This window comes from Nonlabens sp. Asnod3-A02 (genome assembly GCF_045063755.1).
Classification (GTDB): domain Bacteria; phylum Bacteroidota; class Bacteroidia; order Flavobacteriales; family Flavobacteriaceae; genus Nonlabens; species Nonlabens xylanidelens.
In genome coordinates this window covers 1,310,404-1,330,963 of the sequence record NZ_JBEFOC010000007.1, presented here as the reverse complement: position 1 = coordinate 1,330,963, position 20,560 = coordinate 1,310,404, and the positions used below count along the sequence as shown (strand labels likewise).

The following is a 20,560-nucleotide window of genomic DNA, read 5'->3' as shown; positions in this document are numbered from 1 at the left end:
CAATGCTTTTTAATTTTAAGATTTATATGGCTCATAAAGCTCCGATTGCAAAGAAAATATCTCACGTTCATGACATTCATGGACATCAAAGAATAGATAACTACCACTGGATGACAGAGCGTGATGCTCCAGAAGTTATCGATTATTTAAAAAAAGAAAATGATTATTATGATGCCAGTACTGCACATACAAATCAATTAAAGGACGATCTTTTTAATGAAATCAAAGGCCGTATAAAAGAAGACGACGAGTCTGTACCTTATTTATTAAATGGATACTGGTATATAAGTAAGATGGAAACTGGCGAGAGTTATCCATACTATTATAGGCGTAAAGACGGCAGTGAAGAACAAGAGTTGCTTTTTAATGTAAATGAAATGGCAGTAGGGAATGAGTATTATAAACTTACCTCTATGAATATTTCTCCCGATAATAAATTAGTAGCCTATGGAGTAGACACTAAAGGACGTCGTGAGTACACCATTTACATTAAGAATCTGGAGACCGGTGAGATTTTTGAAGATTATCTAGAATTAACAACAGGTGGATCTGTGTGGGCAAATGATAATAAAACATTATTCTTTACACGCAAGGACCAGCAAACACTGCGCGCCGATAAAATTTATAAATATCAAATAGGTACACCAGCTGCGTCTAACCAATTGATATTTGAGGAAAAGGACGAGATTTTTAATTGCTTTGTTTACAAAACCATGTCAGAGCGATTTATCATGATCAAATCGTCTGCTACGTTATCTGACGAGGTACGATTTATCGATGCAGACCAGCCAGATAGTGAGTTTAAGTTAGTACAAGAGCGCCTGCCAGAAATGGAATATAGTGTGTCTCATTACAAAGACAGCTTCTATATTATGACTAATAAAGATGAGGCGACTAACTTTAAAATCATGAAAACCGCTATCGAGACACCGCAAATGGAGAATTGGGTAGATTTTATTGCTCATGATCCAGAGGTGCTTCTAGAAGATTTTGACCTTTTTGAGAATTACTTTGTTATATCTGACCGTTTTAATGGTTTAAATCGCATAAGAATTAAAGCATGGGATAATACAGTAGATTATTTCCTACCCTTTAACAACGAGACATACACTGCTTTTACCAGTGCAAACTTTCAGTTTAAGACTAATAAATTGCGTTACAATTATAATTCTATGACCACACCACCGTCGGTTATAGAGTTTGATATGGAAACTAGAGAAGAAATAGTACTTAAAACACAACCTATAGAAGACCCTAACTTTAATCCAGATAACTATGTGTCTGAGCGTGTATGGGCTACTGCAGTAGATGGTGTAAAAGTGCCTATCAGTTTAGTGTACAGAAAAGATAAGAAAAATCCAGACGGTAATCCTTTATTGCAATATGGATATGGTAGTTATGGAAGTACGATAGATCCTTATTTTTCAATATCCAGATTAAGTTTATTAGACCGTGGTTTTGTATTTGCTATCGCACACATACGTGGTGGAGAATATCTAGGGCGTGAATGGTATGAAACAGGTAAAATGTTTGAAAAGCGCAATACTTTTACAGATTTTATAGCCTGTAGTAAATTTTTAATAGAAGAAAAATATACAACTTCACAACACTTATACGCTTCAGGCGGTAGTGCAGGAGGGCTTCTTATGGGAGCAATTATTAATATGGCACCAGGACTTTATAACGGTATTTTAAGTGCGGTACCATTTGTAGACGTAGTAACTACCATGTTAGATGACAGTATACCACTTACTACAGGTGAGTATGACGAGTGGGGAAATCCTAATAATAAAGATAGTTATGAGTATATGTTAAGCTACTCTCCATATGATCAAGTGATTGCGCAGTCATATCCTAACATGTTAGTAACAACAGGTTACCACGACTCACAAGTACAGTACTGGGAACCTGCAAAATGGGTTGCAAAGCTAAGAGAACTTAAAAAGGACGATCATTTATTGTTATTTAAAACAGATCTTTCTAGTGGTCATAGTGGAGCATCAGGGCGATATGATGCTTTAAAAGAGGTTGCTATAGATTTTGCTTTTTTATTAGATTTAGAAAATATTAACAACTAGTTTTTTTTTGTGTAAATTTGCAAAGTTTTTGTGCTAAAATTTAAAGTGCAAAAGAGCAGGTTCTGTAAAGTTAGGATGCAACCTTTTCCTAAAATTGTAGTCTAACGCAGTACAGGTTCTTAACAAAACCCTATATATGAGCGACAATATCAAAGCGTACAATAATGTATTGGAATTAATAGGAGAGACACCTCTTATAAAACTTTCTAAAACAGTAGAAAATTTTCCAGGTAATTATTACGCCAAAGTAGAGGCTTTCAATCCAGGACATTCTTCAAAAGATCGTATCGCTCTTCATATTATTGAAGAGGCAGAGCGCAAGGGAATTCTTAAACCTGGAGATACTATAATAGAAACAACATCTGGTAATACAGGTTTTAGTATCGCAATGGTAAGCCGCATAAAAGGATACGACTGTATTCTAGCAGTAAGTTCAAAATCTAGTGCAGATAAAATAGACATGTTAAAGTCTATGGGTGCCAAAGTTTATGTGTGTCCAGCAAATGTAAGTGCAGACGACCCACGTAGTTATTATCAAGTAGCAAAGCGCTTGCATGATGAAATTAAGAACAGCATCTATATCAATCAGTATTTTAATGAGTTGAATATGGAGGCTCATTACTTATCTACTGGTCCAGAAATATGGAACCAGACTGCTGGAGAGATTACACATCTAGTAGCCTGTAGTGGTACAGGTGGTACTATATCTGGTACGGCACGTTTTTTAAAAGAACAAAATCCTGATATTCAAATCTTAGGAGTTGATGCTTACGGTAGTGTTCTTAAAAAATATCATGAAACTCAAGAATTTGATAAGGATGAAATTTATCCTTACCGTATAGAAGGATTAGGTAAAAACTTAATCCCAACTGCGACAGATTTTGATGCTATCGATAGTTTTACAAAGGTGAAGGATGAAGAGGCTGCTCATACGGCACGTTTTATATCCCAAACTGAAGGTCTATTTGTAGGGTACACAAGTGGTGCTGCATTACAAGCAACTAAACAACTAGCTGCCGAAGGTGTTTTTGATGAGAATTCTAATGTGGTAATTATTTTTCCAGATCACGGATCTCGTTACATGAGTAAAATTTATAATGATGAGTGGATGCAAGATCAAGGCTTTTTTGATTCAAAATCGACTGCAGATCAACAACATATAGAGTACATTAAGTAGTCTTTTTAATATTTTATAATTTAAAACCCTAATCTATAAACGATTAGGGTTTTATTTTTTATTACGCTTTCGCGAAAGCGAGATCCACTTCTAACTGTATATTCTTCAACACATTATTAACAAATCACAAAATACTATGCATGCATAATCTATAGATGAATTGCTGCGAAAGTCGTATCTTTGTGAGCTTAATTAGTGATATGAAAGATTTATTTGATAAAATATACAAGGACAAAGGACCGCTAGGGAAATGGGCGAGTGTAGCTGAAGGATATTTTGTGTTTCCTAAGTTAGAAGGACCTATTTCTAACCGTATGCAATTTAACGGTAGAGAAGTAATTACTTGGAGTGTTAACGATTATTTAGGATTAGCAAATCATCCAGAGGTAAGAAAGGTAGATGCAGAGGCTGGTGCTGAGTATGGAAGTGCTTACCCTATGGGAGCACGTATGATGAGTGGTCATACTGATCTTCATGAACAACTACAAAATGAGCTTGCAGAATTTGTAGACAAAGAAGCTGCTTATTTATTGAATTTTGGTTATCAAGGAATGGTGTCTACTGTAGACGCTTTAGTTTCTAAAGATGACGTTATCGTTTACGATGTAGATGCACACGCGTGTATTATTGATGGTGTACGTTTACATCATGGTAAGCGTTTTACTTATAAGCATAATGATTTAGAAAGCATCGAGAAGAACCTTCAACGTGCTACTAAAATAGCAGAACAAACTGGTGGAGGAATTCTTGTGATTTCTGAAGGTGTTTTTGGTATGCGTGGAGAGCAAGGAAAATTAAAAGAAATAGTAGCTCTTAAAGAAAAGTACAACTTTAGACTGTTTGTAGATGATGCTCACGGTTTTGGTACTCTAGGTAAAACTGGTGCTGGAGCAGGTGAAGAGCAAGGTGTACAAGATCAAATAGATGTGTATTTTGCAACATTTGCAAAATCTCTTGCTAGTACGGGCGCTTTTATTGCAGCTGATAAAGAAATAATTGACTACTTAAAATATAACTTGCGTTCTCAAATGTTTGCAAAGTCGTTACAATCACAACTTGTAGTAGGTGCTTTGAAACGTCTAGATATGTTACGTACTATGCCAGAGCTTAAAGAAAAGCTATGGGAAAACGTAAATGCATTACAGAGTGGACTTAAAGATCGTGGTTTTGATATAGGTACTACACAATCGTGTGTAACACCAGTTTATCTTAAAGGTAGTATTCCTGAAGCTATGGCTCTAGTAAAAGATTTACGTGAAAACTTTGGTGTCTTTTGTTCTATAGTTGTATATCCAGTTATACCTAAAGGGTTAATCTTATTGAGGTTAATTCCTACTGCATCACACACTATGGCAGACATAGAAGAGACGTTAACTGCCTTTGAAGGTATACGTGAGCGTCTAGATAGTGGTGTTTATAAAAGATTAAGTGCTAGTGTTGCTGCCGCTTTTGCATAAGTAATAAATTGTTTATTCAATTAGAAACAAGCTCTGAGAAATCAGGGCTTTTTTTATTCTCATAAATTAGGCTATGATTAATAGCGATTGAAAACGGTTATTCTATCAATATCTTCAATAACTTCAATTACCTCTGGCAAAGGCGGTAATGGCAATTTATTTTTCAAATTTGAATTACTCACAAGAGAATCCACAGTTTCAATTTCTGTTTTCGTATGATCGGTATAATCATATTTTAAATGAACATTAATGTAAACCTCAGAGAAATGAGTATCGATTTTCACTTTAGCAAATCTTTCATCATCAAGTAGATGAATTATAACTTCGTAAACTTCTCCATTTTTAGGTAATGTAATGGTTTCATATGTTTGTCTATCTCTGTAACCCATAAGACAACCAGCAAATTGTGAGTGACGATAACTATAGTTAGTAGATGGATTTTTTAAGTCAATATAAAAAAGACTGTCAACATTTGTCCCGATTTTGATGCTCATGCTTTTGTCTGTATCAAGAAGAACATGAGTTGTTTTTAGGCTATCATTTTCTTTATTTCTGTTAATTTCCTTAAGTCTTTTTATTATTCTTTTTTTAGACAAAAAATCAGTTTTCTCCCATGATCTAGAGATAAGAGTGTCTATTACATGCTCTGAAGAATAACTGATATGTTGTATCTCTACCATTTGATTAATTTGACTATAACCTAGCACTGAAAATAACATGAAAATTAAAGCTTTGTAACTCATAACTTAATCTGTTTGCTTAAACAAAGTCGCTTGTTGCATTACTAAAATAGGATAACTATTTACTTTGTAACCAGCAGATTCTCCTGTTTCTTCTTTGTTTTCTAGACTAGACATGGTTATCATAAAGTCCATACGATCCTCATAAAACACCTCACTGTTGTTTATTAAATTACCAGCCACTTCATAGGTACTAAATAAGGTGTTGCGTGATTGTGCTACAGGTAGAATAATACCATTGTTCTCGTCTAGCTCATAGATATTCTTATTTCCTGTTTGTATAAGAGTGTAGGCTCTTTCTTCTCGTTCTGTACCGTAAAATATTTTATAATCATATTTTAAACTGTCAGTTGTAGCAAGTAAATGAAATTCCATGGGAATATCTTCTAATCCATTACTGGTTGTGTTTACTAGATTACCTTTATAAATGCCTAAAAAGTCATCAGGAAAAATAAGTTCTTTCTTTACCTCTTCAGTTTTTACAGATTTTTCTACGACAGGTTTTTTTGAATCTGTTTTACAGCTTATAAATAATAGGAGTAAGGTTATGGTGATTATTTGCTTCATATATCAAAAGTAGTTATTATTTAAATGGTTATTGGTATGGATTTGTTTTGGACATAAAATACAAATTGTCATAAAATGAAGAATCCCGAGCTATCAAGATGACAACTCAGGAATTCTTACTAACCAACCAAAAAACTTTTTGAAAATTACTCTTGTTAACCTTCATAACTAATAAAGCAATACCTGTGCCAAAGTGTTATGCGCGCATAATATATTTTTACGTTTATTGTCATATTCTAAAAATCTGAAGTCTTTCATTATCAATAATGATTTATTTCTTTAACCTTTAATGTCTATTATCACATTGTATATAAATAATACGTTCTTTATCGTCTAAAAATGCGATAAATGGACAACCAAAACTAGTATAGTAAAGTCCGAAAATAACAGGTGGTTTATCTTTAAATAATCTGCCAGCATAATGATTCGGCTCTTTTGGCAGTTCCATGTTTTCTTCAAGGTAAAGAGAAGGACTGTGACTTTCACTGTCAGTTACTTCTGTCATGTATAAGACCTGTTTAGATGGAGATAATGCAAATATGTAGTCTGCCGTGTAAGTTCCATTGTCAAAGCTATTACGAGTGTAGTAGTAATCGTTGTTATCTATTACATAGTGATAGGCTACTTTTATATCGTATTGAGTAGATTTAAAAAATTCTCCATAGGCCAATTCGATTTTAGGCACTTTGCTTGTATTTATAGCTTTCCAATTGATACTACTTAATGAATTTGTCAGGAAGGGGTTTTCTTTGCCTACATGTGCAAAAGAATTATAATAGGAGTAGTTGTTAGTTTCTATTAATCCTTCTAGGTTAAAACCGGTAAGATAATCACCACCACCATAAATACTTTCATGAGTAAAAAGAGGTACATCTTTTACTTTAAATTGTTTTAATTGATCTGTTTGATAGTTATAAATGAATAAAAAATCTGATTCGTCTAACTCTCTATTGTTTAAAAAAGTAATTCTTTCTTCACCTTTTATATGGTAATAGATTTCGTTTTGCTTTTCGTCATTATTTATGCTCGATTCATTTTGATATTCTTCTAGAACTTTAGGAAAACGATTAGACCAATAACCGTCTGTCAAGGATATAAATGGAATAGTTTCATCATTCTTCTTTTCATAACTATCCATGGTAAGAATAGAGAGATCATTAATGTTGTTTTCATATGCTATCTCTTTATAGTTATTTGATAAAAAACCATCAAATACATAACCTATTACACGACCAGTGGTAACCTTTACCCATGTGCCAGAGATTTCTTTATTCCCATCTTTAACAATGCTGGAAACATCTGTCATTTCAAGAATTTCTAATCTATAATTATCAGGAAATTTGCCAAGTAATTTCCCCTTAGGCGCATCTCTAAAATTTAAACCAGAAGGTGCATCGACATATTTATAGATTTTGTCTTGTATCGGTATTATTTGGGAACTTCTAGCTGGTTCATTATCGATCCCTACTGCAATTGTATTACCGCTTAAAGAAATGTCGTTTAAAGCAATCTTTATTTCTTGTGGTTGATTTTCACAACTTAAAATTAAGAGTAGGATGAAGGCCGCAAAAACAATTTTTACAGATGTTGATAAGCCTAAAGCCACTTTTTCCACTTAAAAAAGCCCAGTAATGAGAAGAATATGACTCCACAAGCAATCCAGAAATAACTATAAGCATTTTCCCATCCCATTTCTGGCATGTCAGGTAGATTCATTCCATAAATACCTGCTAGAAAAGTAAGTGGTATAAATATAGAAGACATAATAGTAAGTACCTGCATGATTTGATTCATCTTATGACTTACACTAGATAGGTACATGTCACGTAATCCAGCATTTATTTCTCTATAAGATTCTACGGTTTCTATAATTTGAATACAGTGATCATAGGCATCTTGAAAATAAGCATGTGTTTTAGATTCTATCAGGGCGCTGTCTTCTTTAAGCAACCTAGAAATAGATTCTCTTAAAGGAAAAATAGCACGACGCAATTGAAGCAGCATCCTTTTATTCTTTTGTGCTTTATTCAGGGAATCTTTTTGAGGGTTATCAAAAATTTCGTCTTCTAGTTGATCGAGATATTCTCCTATTTGTTCAACAGCTATGAAGTAGTGATCTATTATACTGTCTATAAGAGCATAGAATAAATAATCGCTTTTAACAGATCTTATGCGACCACGACTGTTTTCTATGCGGTCTCTAATATTTTCAAATACATCTCCTGTCTTCTCTTGAAAAGTAATAACAGCGTCTTCAGTTAGTATTAGGCTTACTTGTTCTTCATTAAGTTCATGATTCTCTGCATCATAAGAAATCATCTTAATGCATTGATATATATAGTTTCCGTAAAATTCAGTTTTAGGACGTTGCGTAGTGTTTGCTATGTCTTCTAGTAGTAAATGGTGTAAATGAAATTTACTACCTATCTTTTCTAATATAGCGATATCATGTACTCCATCTACATTAAACCAATTAACACGATTTTCCTTTAATTGATCTAAGAATATACCATTTTGCTTAGAAAAATGGGTCTCATCATACAGAATAGTCTCTGCGCTAACTTCGCCAGTCCTATCTTCTCCTACATAAGAAATGGTTCCAGGTGGCTGGAATACGTTAGTTCTAGACTTAGGTGTCGCTTTACGACGCAATCTTATATTAGGTTTTCTCATGAATATGACTTTAGAATGCAGACTTAATCAAATGTAATAAGTTTAAACTGAATAAATCGCACTCATTTATATAGCGCGAGAGTCTGTTTAATTATAATTTTTCTGCCAGGTAAGGAGCGGTATAGCTGTCTTTAATCTTAGCCACTTCTTCAGGTGTTCCTGTGGCGACTAATTTACCACCTAGTTTACCGCCTTCTGGACCTAGGTCTATAACATAGTCAGCACATTTTACCAGATCCATGTTGTGTTCTATCACAATTACAGAGTGTCCCTTTTCTATTAATGCATTAAAACTATCTAATAATTTATTGATATCATGGAAATGAAGTCCAGTAGTAGGCTCGTCAAATATGAAAAGCGTTTTATCTGACGTGGTTCCTTTTACTAAAAAACTAGCTAACTTAATACGTTGCGCTTCTCCACCAGATAGGGTAGAAGAGCTTTGTCCTAAGGTTACGTACCCTAATCCTACGTCCTGTAAAGGTTGTAGTTTTCTTGTGATTTTAGCTTCTTTATTGGTGTTAAAAAACGCTATTGCATCGTTAATAGTTAAGTTGAGAACATCGTCTATATTCTTATCAAAAAACTTCACTTCTAGAATCTCTTTCTTAAAACGTTTTCCATTACAGGTTTCACATTTGAGAGTAACATCTGCCATGAATTGCATCTCGATAGTTACTTCACCATCTCCTTTACAAGTCTCACATCTACCGCCATCTACGTTAAAAGAAAAGTGTTTAGGCTTATAGTTTCTTATTTTTGCAACTTTCTCATTTGCAAATAGATTACGTATGTCATCATAAGCTTTTATATAGGTTACAGGATTAGATCTAGAGCTGCGACCTATAGGGTTTTGATCTATAAATTCTACTGTTTTTACATTTTCAAACTTACCAGATATCTCTGTAAATTGTCCTGCTTTTTTTCCATAACCACCTAGTTTTTTTAAGATTGCTGGATATAGAATTTGTTTTACCAGAGTTGATTTTCCACTACCAGAAACACCGGTTACCATAGTTAAAACACCTAGTGGGAAACGCACATCTATATTCTGCAGGTTATTCTGTCTCGCACCTTTTATATCTATATAATACTTGTTAGGTCTTCGCTTTCGCGGAAGCGGAATCTCCATAGATCCATTCAAATACTTTGCAGTAAGACTGTCAGATTTTAAGATCTCGTCCAGTGTTCCTGCAGCAACCACTTCACCACCATGAGTACCAGCCTCTGGACCTATATCTATAATTTGGTCTGCGGCTTGCATTATTTCTTCATCATGCTCCACGACGATGACCGTATTCCCTAAATCACGTAAATTCTTGAGTACTTTAATCAATCGTTTCGTATCTCGTGGATGCAGTCCTATACTAGGTTCGTCCAGAATATACATACTACCTACCAGACTACTACCTAATGATGTCGCTAGATTGATACGTTGAGATTCTCCACCAGAAAGACTATTAGATTTACGATTAAGGGTTAAGTAATCTAGCCCTACGTCAGATAAAAAAGCAAGTCTATTATTGATCTCAATAAGTAAACGTTTTGCAATTTGTTGATCGTGATCGTTTAATTGTAAATCTTTAAAGAATAAGACCAACTCTTTAATAGGTAACGTTACCAGGTCTGTTATGGTAGTGTCAGCTATTTTTACATAGTCAGCTTCTTTTCTTAATCTAGCGCCATTACAGTTGCTACATTTAGTCTTGCCACGGTATCGAGATAACATGACACGATTCTGGATCTTGTAAGCTTTTGCTTCTAGTTCTTCAAAAAAGGTATGAATACCTTCAAAGTATTTGTTTCCATCCCAGACCAGTCGTTTTTGTTTTTCAGTAAGCTCAAACCATGGTCTGTGAATAGGGAAGTCGAACTTGCTAGCGCTGTTTATAAGCTGGTTGTTATAAAAAGACATGCTATCACCACGCCATGGAAAAACAGCCTGTTCATATATAGATAGTGCGGTGTTAGGAATCACCAGGTCTGCATCTATACCTATTACATCTCCATAACCTTCACATCTAGGACAGGCGCCATAAGGGTTATTGAAACTAAACAAATGCGGATTAGGTTCTAGAAATTCTATGCCGTCTAGTTCAAATTTATTAGTAAACTCGCGCACTTTGCTGCCGTCCATGTGTTCTATAAAGGCAACTCCTTTTCCTTCAAAGAAAGCAGTATCAATAGCGTCTGCTAGTCGATTATAGAAATCTTCATTATCTCGTACGATTATACGGTCTATGACTATTTTTACTTCGTCTTTTTTAGAATAAGTCAAATCTTCTTCGTCTATTCTATGGACGCTGTCGTTTATTTTTATACGTGTAAAACCTTGTTGTAAGAGTACCTGCAGTTGTGCAGCAATATCACGTTTACCTTTAACTATAAGTCTAGTAGTTAATAGCAATTTAGAACCTTCGTCCTGTTGTTTTACATAATTAACAACGTCTGTTACAGTGTCTTTTTTTACCTCGTCGCCAGAGATAGGTGAGTAGGTACGTCCTATACGAGCAAATAATAATTTTAAATAATCATAAATCTCAGTAGTAGTTCCTACCGTAGATCTAGGGTTAGTAGAATTTACCTTTTGCTCAATAGCGATGGCAGGTGCAATACCTTTAATATATTCTACTTTAGGCTTATTTAAACGACCTAAAAATTGTCTTGCATAAGAAGAAAGACTTTCTACATAACGACGTTGACCTTCTGCATATAGCGTGTCAAAAGCTAGAGAAGACTTACCGCTACCAGATAAACCGGTTATTACAACGAGTTTATTTCTAGGGATAACAGCATCTAAATCTTTTAAGTTGTGTAGTTGTGCGCCTTTAATAAGAATATTCTCTTTAGGGCTTAACTGGTCTATATCGGCAAACAATTTTGTTTCTGGCATAACTACAAAGATAAGAGGGACTTTGTCCTTCAAAAAATCGTTTATTGCAATAAAAATGTTAAAAAATGTTGTCACTTTTTGTATTTGTGGAATAAATGTTGGTATATTTATCCCGGTAACAATTTCTAAACATACTGCTTATACTATAACACTACTTTAAAAAATCTGATCTAAGGCTCTATCTGAGGTCACTTAAGTTGTTATAATATGAAATTAGAAAATGTACAAGATGCTGCGTTGGTAAGGCAGTATATGGAAGGTAATGAAAAGGGATTAGAAACTCTTATCGTACGTCACAAGCAAAGAATCTACAGTTTTATTTTTTCTAAAGTAATGGATCGCGACATTACTGAAGATATATTTCAAGATACATTTATAAAAGTAATACGTACCCTTAAAAAGGGAAAGTACAATGAAGAAGGTAAATTTCTTCCTTGGGTAATGCGTATTGCACATAATCTTGTCATCGACCATTTCCGTCGCAATAAACGCATGCCTAAATTTCAATCTCGTAATGATTTTGATATTTTTGATGTAATAAGCGATGGAGAAGAGAGCATGGAATTTGATATGATTACCAGTCAGGTACATGAAGACGTAAGACGTCTGGTAGAAGAACTGCCAGAAGATCAAAAAGAAGTACTTACTATGCGCATCTTTAAAGAGATGTCCTTTAAAGAAATAGCAGCATCTACAGACGTGAGTATCAACACAGCCTTAGGTAGAATGCGATATGCGTTAATTAACTTACGTAAAGTAATTGATAAGCATAATATCGTATTAACAAGATAAATAACTTTTTCTGGTCATTTCTTATAATATAGTTTTGAAAAGTGCGTTTAATTCAAAAATAAACTTACTTGCACATGGCAAAACTTTACAATGAATCATTACCTGAACCAGTGAAACCAACAGGACCCAAAAAAGAAACTATCAACTTTTTACTTAGTTTCTCAAAAGCATTAAGTGTGACTCGATACAAGAATATGACGTTTGAGACATTTAACAACTAGCACTATGAGCCTAGTGCTAGCTTTTGTTTTAAAAACAGAAAAATCCATTTTCAATTTTTTGAAAGTGGATTTTTTTATTTGTCGTGTTTTCGCTTTCGCGAAAAAAATATATTTTAGTTACTCCTAGACTAGATTTACTTTTATTGGTAAAACTAATTACGTGTACTTTTATAAATTATCAAGTCTATTTTTTAATTGAGAAAGAGTTGTCTCTTCAAATTTTAAACCATTAATTTGGTTAATAGAAATGTTAATTTCTTTAAAAGCAACCATTATTTTACCATTATTATTTTGTATCCCAATGATGGTTGCTGTTTGCCCTTTGGGAACATTTAGGAATGTATATTTTCCATCTTTTGTATTTGCTTTTAATACACCATCAAACTCATTAAAAACCATTTTTAATTTTGTATTAGAAGAAAGAGGAGTGTCTACTATTAGATCCATTTTTTCATCAAAATCAATAAATATATCACAATTGATCCAGCCAAGATTAGTAACACTGAATATGTAGTATTCTAACTCAGCATCATCAATGTCTTTTATAACTTCTTTTTCAAACTTTGAATATTTCCGATCAAATGAGGTGATATATTCTTTTTTAGTTTGATAGAGAGGTATTACATTTCCTCCTTGAATAAATAATAAACCTTTTCTTTCAATAATATCACCATTTTTGTTTCTACCAGGTTCGAGTAGGGGTAAGTTTTTTAAGAATTTTACTATTTCTTGTTTTGTAGAATTTGAAACTTTAGTATTTATCTTAATGTTCTTGAGACGGCCATTTTTAGAAATTTCCATTTCGCATTCCACACCATAATCATTCCAATTCTCAAAATTCGGATAATCGTTTTTGTTAAGAGTAGTCTCAATTTCTTTTTTCGTTTCTGAGGTGAAATCATAAGCTCTTATATAATAATCAAGAGGATTCCAGCTGTATAAAGTATCTATCCGTTTTTTAGGAATGAAATTATAACTTGTTGAGTCATTTGTAGAAGGATACCACCAGCCAAATGAGCTAAGCTTAAGAGTCTTTTTAACAAGATTTACAGTGTCAATTTTCCAGTTTAAAGCAGAGCTGTCTGTTGCAGTTTCATCAGCATAAAAAAGATTCATTTTTTTAGTGAAATCAAATTTCTTTTTCGGAAAATGAATTACAATTTCCTTCCCTTTTTTTAAGGAAAGTATCTCACCGTTTGAGGATGCCTCTATCTTTATCATCCCTCTTGTTTCAAGTAATTTACTATCTGAAACAGTTGATAATTCGGCAAGAACTATATCTGATTTTTTATAAAACTCTTTTAAATCTAACCTAATAGAATCTTTTGCTAGAGTACCGTTAGGAAATTCAAATGTTTTAGAACCTATAAAAATCCTTGTTCCTTCTGGTCCAAATAGAGTAGTGTCTTTTGTTTGATTTATTATAAAGCTAGTCGTAGGGAAATCAATTTTTTCAAACTGATTATTCATTTTGGGAGATTGACAACTAATTGCTAGAATATATATAATTATAAGGTAACTAAATATCTTTATCATTTTCTATTATTAAGAATTTAAATATTGTGTTTTACGTTTTCACCTTTTCTTCAACTTCTTATAATACTCATCCAGTACCGTTTTTCTACCTACAGTTTTTGTGATGATATCTTTTTCTAGATCCCAACCGCGAGCGGGACTATATTCACGACCGTACCAGATAATTTGAAGATGTAGGTCGTTCCATACTTCTTCTGGAAAGAGACGTTTAGCATCTTTTTCTGTTTGGACTACGTTTTTACCGTTCGTAAGATTCCAGCGGTACATTAATCGGTGAATGTGTGTGTCTACTGGAAATGTAGGGATCCCGAAGGATTGTGCCATAACAACAGCTGCAGTTTTATGTCCTACTGCAGGGAATTCTTCTAGCTCTTCATAAGTTCTAGGTACTATACCATTGTGTTTATCAATTAAAATTTGTGATAGTCCATGTATACCTTTTGCTTTCATAGGTGATAGTCCTACTGGTTTTATGATTTCACGTATCTCGTCGACAGATAATTTTACCATATCATAGGGATTATCTGCACGATCAAATAGGAGAGGAGTTATTTGATTAACACGTACATCGGTGCTCTGTGCACTCATTAAAACAGCTATCAATAGGGTATAAGGGCTCGTGTGATCTAGCGGTATAGGAATTTCTGGATATAACTCTGCTAATTTATTTATGATAAATTCAACTTTTTCTGATTTGTTCATTCCTATCTTTATGCTTTAATTCATTCAAAAATACGATATGACTTCATTAAAAGTAGGAGATAAGGCTCCAGATTTTTCGGTTATTAATCAAGATGAGCAAACAGTTTCTTTGTCTGACTTCTCAGGTAAGAAATTGGTTTTATTCTTTTACCCTAAAGCAAGTACGCCAGGTTGCACGGCCGAGGCGTGTAATTTAAGGGATAATGTAGATCGTTTTCGCGCAAGCGGTTATGAAATACTAGGAGCAAGTGCAGACAGTCCTAAGAGACAGAAGAATTTTCAAACTAAATATGAACTACCCTATGACCTTCTTGCAGACGAAGATCACAAGTTGTTAAACGCATTTCAAGTGTGGGGACCTAAAAAGTTTATGGGTAAAGAATACGATGGTATTCACCGCACTACTTTTGTTATTGATGAAAATGGCGTGATTACCGATGTGATAGGTAAAGTGAAAACTAAAGATCACGCAGCTCAGATTTTATAAGGCTAATAACTTATTAATGTAGTTTCATTAAAATTATAAAACCCCAAATAGTTGAATTTCATCAACCATTTGGGGTTTATATTTAAAAGTTACTTGTACTATAAAGGTGCGTCTTCTACGTGAGAGTCGGTATCTTTATGAGAAGTTACTTTATTGTTGCAGCCAAAGAGGTTCTCTTTTTCCATCAATGCTGGTATACCTTCAGGAAGCATTTCTTGCCAGCCGTCTTCACACTCATCGATCATTCTTAGAACTTCTCTAGAGAATATATGAAGAATGTCTGGATTGTAATCATCAAGATCTTTTAGTTTACCGTTGTATTTAAAGAACTTATAAAGTTCCTTCATACGTGGGTGTACTTTTAGGTTTTCACTTGTAGTAAGTTCGCCAGTTTCTTTATCTAGCATAGGGTATAGGTATACTCTCAGGTCTTTAAAGAATAGTTTTCCAAAGGCCTCTAGAATACCACCACTTAAATGAGTATAGTATTTAGTATCAAAAATTTCTACTAGATTATTCACACCCATTACCAGTCCTATACGTGCTTTTGTATAGTTATTAAAGTATTCTACTAGCTTATAGTATTCCTTAAAGTTAGATATCATAACTGTATGTCCTAGAGAGCATAACAATTCTGCACGATGCATGAAATCTTCTTCATCTATTTCTCCTTGTGACCTTAAGTTAGAAAGTGTAATTTCAAAAATAGTCTCTACATTTTCTTCTTTAACGGTACCAGATTTTAAGAACCTGCGGCGTGCGGTTTCAAACATATCTATGTTTACTTTAGTCACAGGACGGAAACTACCACGTAGCGCCAATACATTTTTCTTGTAAAGAATACGGGCACTTAAAATATTGTTACCATCAGGGCCGAACATAACCGCCTCTGTCATACCGTGTTTAAGAAGTTGTAAACTCATTAAACGGTTATCAACTTGCTTAAATCGTGGGCCAGAAAAGTTAATCATATCTATCTCAATCTTATCCTTATCGATATGATCGTATAAATATTCTAATAATTTTCTAGGGTTATCGTGCTTATAAAAAGCACCATATATAAGGTTAGTACCTAAAATACCTAGTGTTATTTGTTGTAGACGTGCATCACGTTCTTTAAAACGAACATGAAGAATAATCTCAGAATACTCTTCTTCTGGAGAGGCTTGGAATCTTATTCCTACCCATCCGTGACCTAAATAACGCTTTGCAAAATCTATAGTTGCTACCGTATTTGCATAGGTAAAGAATAATTTTTCTGGATGTTTTTCTCTCGATAGTCTTTCTTCTATAAGATTAGACTCGTGTTGTAACATCTTCTTTAAACGAGATTCTGTTACATAACGGCCGTCATCTTGTACACCATAAATGGAGTCAGAAAAGTCCTTATCATAAGCACTCATCGCTTTTGCAATAGTACCAGAGGCACCACCAGCTCTAAAAAACTGTCGTACGGTTTCCTGTCCAGCGCCTATTTCAGCAAAGGTTCCGTAAATGTTACGGTTCAGGTTAATTCTTAAAACTTTATTCTTTATAGACGGAACTGATTCAAAATCATGATCTCCTGGTAAGGTAATTCCCATTATATATCTTTTGCTGTTCTCACAAAGGTAGCAAACAGCTGTACTTAAATGAAAAAATATCAATACTTTTATAAAACAATTATGGAAGTAAAAATTACGGTTTTAGGAACAGGTACTTCACAAGGTATTCCTGTTATAGGTAGCTCACATCCAGTGTGTTTAAGTAATGATTCTAAGGACAAGCGTCTTAGGGTAAGTGCGATGGTAGAGGTAAATGATAAACGATTTATAATAGATTGTGGTCCAGATTTCCGTCAGCAAATGCTTACTCAAGGTATTTCTAGTATAGACGCACTGCTTTTTACTCATGAACATGCAGACCATACCGCAGGACTAGATGATTTAAGACCTTTTTATTTTAGACAAGGTAATTTACAATGCCACATGACAGCACGCGTTCATAAAGCGTTGCAAGAGCGTTTCAGTTATATTTTTACTACGGTAAATAAATATCCAGGTGTAGCAACCCTAGATGTTCATGAATTTGAAAATGAGCCTTTCCTTATAGATGGTATTCAGGTGACACCAGTTCTTGCAGACCATGGTTATATACCTGTTCATGGATTTAGAATAGGCAATTTTGCTTACATGACAGATGTTAAGACTATCGCTCAAGGCGAAAAAGAGAAACTTAAAAATCTAGACGTTCTTATTCTCAATATGTTGAGAGAAGAAGAGCATGCGACACATCTTAATCTAGAAGAAGCATTAGAATTAGTAAGGGAATTGCAACCTAAACGTACTTACTTTACACACATAAGCCATCACTTAGGTTTTCATGAAGAAGTAGAGAAAACACTTCCTGAAAATGTATTTTTGGCATACGATAACCTTCAAATTATATCACATTGAAAAAAAGCATTTATTTATACCTGTTCATCTTTGCGTCACTTATAGCACTAGTTATCTATGTAAATGGTAGAAAGTATCAAGAAAAACTAGAAAGTCAAGTAAAAAGTCTGAGAACTGAGGTTTATAAAAAAGACCAAGCTAGAAAAGAAGCAGAGTCTGTACCGTACAAAGTAGATTATGAGAATTCTGTTTTTTCTCTTAAAGGAAACCCAGAAGCTGAGAATTACTTATACAACATAGGACTTACACCAGAAGAGGTGGAATATATAATAGGTGAAGAGCTTTTAGATCTAAACGTAAAACCTAATGGCAACCCTTTGGTACCATATGAAGGACAAGGTCGTGGTTTTAGAATTATAGACACAAAATTTATCAATCATAAATGGGTACTGGCTAACTTTACTGATAACGATCGCTGGGGTGATGTGCTTATACGCTACGACTTTGACGTAGATAAAAATGTAACCATGGAAACGGTATCTTCAGTTTTGTATGATAGAAATAGGAAGTAGGTAGGTATTTAAAATCCATTTATGAATTACAGACTTTTACAGATACTTTTTATTCTATTCAGTTTGTATTTTTTTTACGCTACTTTTAAGGGATTACCATCGATACTCGATAATTTCTTGCGTCTTTTTAGAATCAAAAAAAGAATTGTAGCACTAGATAGATTCCACAATGGATTTATGGGAGTGTTTTTAATTGTTTTGACTTACTATTTACAAATCCGTTTTCTCAGTACTAATTAAATATGGTTATCTATTAGATCTTTTAATCCAGCCTATAAATACGCACTTTACGCTTCTTAATCCTAGAGTTATTTAGATCTTGACAAAGTTGGTGTGCTTTTTCAAAAGGAACGGCTACAAAAGCACAGTCCTGTTTCAACTCTATATTACCCAACTCATTTTTATCTAGATTACCTTGTTTAAAGAATAAACCTGCAATATCTCCTTTTGATATTTTATCCTTTCTACCACCAGAAATAAATAGGGTTTCCCATTTTTGTACTTGGTCTACTTTTAAGCGTTCTGAATATTCTAATGGAGTACTATTTTCTATGTAATCTGGTAGTTTATATTTCTTATTGTGTAAGATATAAGCGGTACCGTCTGCATGCATTCTAGCGGTACGACCGTTTCTATGTGTAAATTCTTCTTTGTGAAAAGGCAATTCAAAGTGGATAATAAAATCTAATTCTGGCACATCGATACCACGAGCCGCAAGATCTGTTGCAAGTAATAACTGGTGCGTACCATTTCTAAATTTTATCAAAGCACGTTCTCGATCTCTTTGCTCTAGACCACCATAAAATACAGAGTGAGATATGTTTTTTCCATTAAGAAATTCGCTTACCTCTTCAATAGAATCCTTAAAATTGCAGAATATAATACCGTTACCTTTATTAGTACGAGCAATGATTTGTTCTAGATTTAAGAATCTATTTTTAGAATCAGATGCTAGAGTTTTAATTTGTAGAACACTATCGGTTTTCTTTTCAAATTTTAAAACCTGTGGATCTTGTAGACCGACAAATGCAGGCACCTCAGCTTTAAAAGTTGCAGAAGTTAATATGTTACGCCCTATATGAGGTAGTGCGTATACTATTTCTTTCATCTCTTTTTCAAAACCGGTCTCAAGAGATTTATCAAATTCGTCTAGAATAAGTGTTTTAATAAAAGAAGGGTCAAAGGTCTCACGTCGTAAATGGTCGGCTATTCTACCAGGAGTTCCTACTAGAATGGCAGGAGTATGTGATAAATCTTCTCTGTCCTTTGCTCCAGCACGGCCTCCATAGATAGCATTTGCTTTATAACCAGTTCCCATTTCTCTTATAACTTGCTCTATTTGTATAGCAAGCTCACGAGAAGGTACCAGAATTAAGGCTTGTACTTCTGTAATCGATTGATTTAATAACTCTATAACTGGCAGTAAAAACGCTAGGGTTTTTCCAGTACCAGTAGGTGAGATAATCACCGTATCTCTATGGTTTGTGATTGCGCTATGCGCCTGTTGCTGCATATCGTTAAGTGAAACAATTCCTAATTTATCTAGAATTTGCTGACGTGATTTTATGGAATTGTTCATGGGTAATTATTTAATCAATGGAAACTTACTATTATAAGCTTAAAACTCTCTTCTCTAGCCACTCCTTCATGTCATAGAAATTATCTCTAGAAACACCGTGACCTATTGGGTAGTCTTTAAAAACATATTCCGCACCTATTTCCTCCATAAGCAATGGTGCTTTTTTTGCCCATTCATAAGGTACAACTTGATCTACGGTTCCATGTGATATGAAATAGTTGGTTTTGATCTCGCTTTCGCGAAAGCGTACTCCTAATCCATCTCTACCTGCAATAATATCTTCATTAATATAACCACTCATCGCTACTACATTGCGGAATAAACCTGGTTGGGAAAGGCTGAGTCCATAAGAAAGTATCGCACCCTGACTAAAGCCTAACACGTTCATGTTGTTAGGGTCGATAGAGTAGGTTGCTTTTAATTCTTCTAGAAAAGTATTGATTTTCATCATGCTCTCTCTAGCCTGATCGTTATCACTAAACTTGCCGCCTGCCGCATCAAAATTAATGGCATACCACGCGGCGCCTTGTGGTTGCATGTCATATGGTGCGCGTGCAGATACTATAAAAATATCTTCACTTATCTCTGGCGCAAATGAGAATAGATCTTCTTCATTACTACCATAACCATGAAGTAGTAGGAGTAAAGGAGCGTTTTCTTTGCGTGCAGGACGTGTGATATGTTGTAAAGTAAGAGAAGTATTCACTGGTT

At 34.2% G+C, this 20,560-nt stretch carries 18 protein-coding genes; 8 read left to right on the top strand and 10 right to left on the bottom strand.

What is annotated here, in order from left to right; genetic code table 11:
* Positions 1-26 precede the first annotated feature (26 nt).
* From ACJJVN_RS09505 to ACJJVN_RS09495, 3 genes are all read left to right on the top strand, one after another.
* Positions 27-2,078, top strand: coding sequence for a S9 family peptidase (locus ACJJVN_RS09505; RefSeq protein WP_405368731.1), 2,052 nt, complete (start codon positions 27-29; stop codon positions 2,076-2,078).
* A 136-nt stretch (positions 2,079-2,214) separates the two neighbouring features.
* Complete coding sequence (locus ACJJVN_RS09500; protein ID WP_104514997.1) at positions 2,215-3,255, top strand: PLP-dependent cysteine synthase family protein; 1,041 nt, start codon at positions 2,215-2,217, stop codon at positions 3,253-3,255.
* 200 nt (positions 3,256-3,455) lie between these two features.
* Positions 3,456-4,712 (top strand): aminotransferase class I/II-fold pyridoxal phosphate-dependent enzyme, encoded by a 1,257-nt coding sequence (locus ACJJVN_RS09495; RefSeq protein ID WP_104514996.1) that lies wholly within the window; start codon positions 3,456-3,458, stop codon positions 4,710-4,712.
* A 77-nt stretch (positions 4,713-4,789) separates the two neighbouring features.
* On the opposite strand, the gene ACJJVN_RS09490 is transcribed toward ACJJVN_RS09495, so the two are convergent.
* From ACJJVN_RS09490 to uvrA, 5 genes are all read right to left on the bottom strand, one after another.
* Entirely contained in the window at positions 4,790-5,455 is a 666-nt protein-coding gene (locus ACJJVN_RS09490) for a hypothetical protein (protein ID WP_405377930.1), read from the bottom strand.
* Between the two features lie 3 nt (positions 5,456-5,458).
* Positions 5,459-6,019, bottom strand: a complete 561-nt coding sequence (locus tag ACJJVN_RS09485; protein ID WP_405377929.1) for a hypothetical protein — start codon at positions 6,017-6,019, stop codon at positions 5,459-5,461.
* 286 nt (positions 6,020-6,305) lie between these two features.
* Positions 6,306-7,625 carry a hypothetical protein gene (locus ACJJVN_RS09480; RefSeq protein ID WP_405377928.1) on the bottom strand — a complete coding sequence of 440 codons (1,320 nt, stop codon included), beginning with the start codon at positions 7,623-7,625 and terminating at the stop codon, positions 6,306-6,308.
* Positions 7,616-8,692 (bottom strand): magnesium/cobalt transporter CorA, encoded by a 1,077-nt coding sequence (corA, locus tag ACJJVN_RS09475; protein WP_104514993.1) that lies wholly within the window; start codon positions 8,690-8,692, stop codon positions 7,616-7,618. The genes ACJJVN_RS09480 and corA overlap by 10 nt, the downstream gene beginning before the upstream one ends.
* Before the next feature lie 91 nt (positions 8,693-8,783).
* The gene (gene uvrA, locus ACJJVN_RS09470) at positions 8,784-11,585 is read right to left on the bottom strand and encodes an excinuclease ABC subunit UvrA (RefSeq protein ID WP_405377927.1); all 2,802 of its coding nucleotides are present in this window, start codon (positions 11,583-11,585) and stop codon (positions 8,784-8,786) included.
* Between the two features lie 207 nt (positions 11,586-11,792).
* On the opposite strand from uvrA, the gene ACJJVN_RS09465 reads away from it, so the two are divergent.
* Both ACJJVN_RS09465 and ACJJVN_RS09460 read left to right on the top strand, forming a co-directional pair.
* Positions 11,793-12,377 (top strand): RNA polymerase sigma factor, encoded by a 585-nt coding sequence (locus tag ACJJVN_RS09465; RefSeq protein ID WP_104514992.1) that lies wholly within the window; start codon positions 11,793-11,795, stop codon positions 12,375-12,377.
* Between the two features lie 74 nt (positions 12,378-12,451).
* Positions 12,452-12,598 carry a hypothetical protein gene (locus ACJJVN_RS09460; RefSeq protein WP_170034531.1) on the top strand — a complete coding sequence of 49 codons (147 nt, stop codon included), beginning with the start codon at positions 12,452-12,454 and terminating at the stop codon, positions 12,596-12,598.
* Between the two features lie 168 nt (positions 12,599-12,766).
* On the opposite strand, the gene ACJJVN_RS09455 is transcribed toward ACJJVN_RS09460, so the two are convergent.
* Together ACJJVN_RS09455 and nth are read right to left on the bottom strand one after the other, a co-directional pair.
* Positions 12,767-14,068, bottom strand: coding sequence for a hypothetical protein (locus ACJJVN_RS09455; RefSeq protein WP_405377926.1), 1,302 nt, complete (start codon positions 14,066-14,068; stop codon positions 12,767-12,769).
* Positions 14,069-14,173: 105 nt separating this feature from the next.
* On the bottom strand, positions 14,174-14,836 hold the full coding sequence (gene nth / locus ACJJVN_RS09450) for an endonuclease III (protein WP_104514990.1): 663 nt from the start codon (positions 14,834-14,836) through the stop codon (positions 14,174-14,176).
* Positions 14,837-14,873: 37 nt separating this feature from the next.
* Between nth and bcp the strand changes: the two genes are divergently transcribed.
* Positions 14,874-15,323: a thioredoxin-dependent thiol peroxidase gene (gene bcp / locus ACJJVN_RS09445; RefSeq protein WP_405377925.1), complete on the top strand. Its 450-nt coding sequence runs from the start codon at positions 14,874-14,876 to the stop codon at positions 15,321-15,323.
* A 98-nt stretch (positions 15,324-15,421) separates the two neighbouring features.
* Here bcp and ACJJVN_RS09440 read toward each other — a convergent pair whose 3' ends face one another.
* Positions 15,422-16,906, bottom strand: a complete 1,485-nt coding sequence (locus ACJJVN_RS09440; RefSeq protein ID WP_405377924.1) for a TonB-dependent receptor — start codon at positions 16,904-16,906, stop codon at positions 15,422-15,424.
* A 48-nt stretch (positions 16,907-16,954) separates the two neighbouring features.
* Here ACJJVN_RS09440 and ACJJVN_RS09435 point away from each other — a divergent pair, with 48 nt between their 5' ends.
* Complete coding sequence (locus ACJJVN_RS09435; RefSeq protein ID WP_405377923.1) at positions 16,955-17,758, top strand: MBL fold metallo-hydrolase; 804 nt, start codon at positions 16,955-16,957, stop codon at positions 17,756-17,758.
* Entirely contained in the window at positions 17,755-18,270 is a 516-nt protein-coding gene (locus tag ACJJVN_RS09430; RefSeq protein ID WP_104514987.1) for a hypothetical protein, read from the top strand. Before ACJJVN_RS09435 ends, ACJJVN_RS09430 begins: the two co-directional genes overlap by 4 nt.
* A gap of 262 nt (positions 18,271-18,532) precedes the next feature.
* Here ACJJVN_RS09430 and ACJJVN_RS09425 read toward each other — a convergent pair whose 3' ends face one another.
* Both ACJJVN_RS09425 and ACJJVN_RS09420 read right to left on the bottom strand, forming a co-directional pair.
* A complete protein-coding gene (locus ACJJVN_RS09425; protein WP_405377922.1) occupies positions 18,533-19,849 on the bottom strand; it encodes a DEAD/DEAH box helicase in 1,317 nt (438 codons plus the stop codon).
* Positions 19,850-19,880: 31 nt separating this feature from the next.
* Entirely contained in the window at positions 19,881-20,555 is a 675-nt protein-coding gene (locus ACJJVN_RS09420) for an alpha/beta hydrolase (protein WP_405377921.1), read from the bottom strand.
* Positions 20,556-20,560 lie beyond the last annotated feature (5 nt).

Bases quoted from the DNA above. Each gene is read 5' to 3' on its own strand.
- ACJJVN_RS09505 (WP_405368731.1), top strand. From the start codon at position 27: ATGGCTCATAAAGCTCCGATTGCAAAGAAAATATCTCACGTTCATGAC.
- ACJJVN_RS09500 (WP_104514997.1), top strand. From the start codon at position 2,215: ATGAGCGACAATATCAAAGCGTACAATAATGTATTGGAATTAATAGGA.
- ACJJVN_RS09495 (WP_104514996.1), top strand. From the start codon at position 3,456: ATGAAAGATTTATTTGATAAAATATACAAGGACAAAGGACCGCTAGGG.
- ACJJVN_RS09490 (WP_405377930.1), bottom strand. From the start codon at position 5,455: ATGAGTTACAAAGCTTTAATTTTCATGTTATTTTCAGTGCTAGGTTAT.
- ACJJVN_RS09485 (WP_405377929.1), bottom strand. From the start codon at position 6,019: ATGAAGCAAATAATCACCATAACCTTACTCCTATTATTTATAAGCTGT.
- corA (WP_104514993.1), bottom strand. From the start codon at position 8,692: ATGAGAAAACCTAATATAAGATTGCGTCGTAAAGCGACACCTAAGTCT.
- uvrA (WP_405377927.1), bottom strand. From the start codon at position 11,585: ATGCCAGAAACAAAATTGTTTGCCGATATAGACCAGTTAAGCCCTAAA.
- ACJJVN_RS09465 (WP_104514992.1), top strand. From the start codon at position 11,793: ATGAAATTAGAAAATGTACAAGATGCTGCGTTGGTAAGGCAGTATATG.
- ACJJVN_RS09460 (WP_170034531.1), top strand. From the start codon at position 12,452: ATGGCAAAACTTTACAATGAATCATTACCTGAACCAGTGAAACCAACA.
- ACJJVN_RS09455 (WP_405377926.1), bottom strand. From the start codon at position 14,068: ATGAATAATCAGTTTGAAAAAATTGATTTCCCTACGACTAGCTTTATA.
- nth (WP_104514990.1), bottom strand. From the start codon at position 14,836: ATGAACAAATCAGAAAAAGTTGAATTTATCATAAATAAATTAGCAGAG.
- bcp (WP_405377925.1), top strand. From the start codon at position 14,874: ATGACTTCATTAAAAGTAGGAGATAAGGCTCCAGATTTTTCGGTTATT.
- ACJJVN_RS09440 (WP_405377924.1), bottom strand. From the start codon at position 16,906: ATGGGAATTACCTTACCAGGAGATCATGATTTTGAATCAGTTCCGTCT.
- ACJJVN_RS09435 (WP_405377923.1), top strand. From the start codon at position 16,955: ATGAAAAAATATCAATACTTTTATAAAACAATTATGGAAGTAAAAATT.
- ACJJVN_RS09425 (WP_405377922.1), bottom strand. From the start codon at position 19,849: ATGAACAATTCCATAAAATCACGTCAGCAAATTCTAGATAAATTAGGA.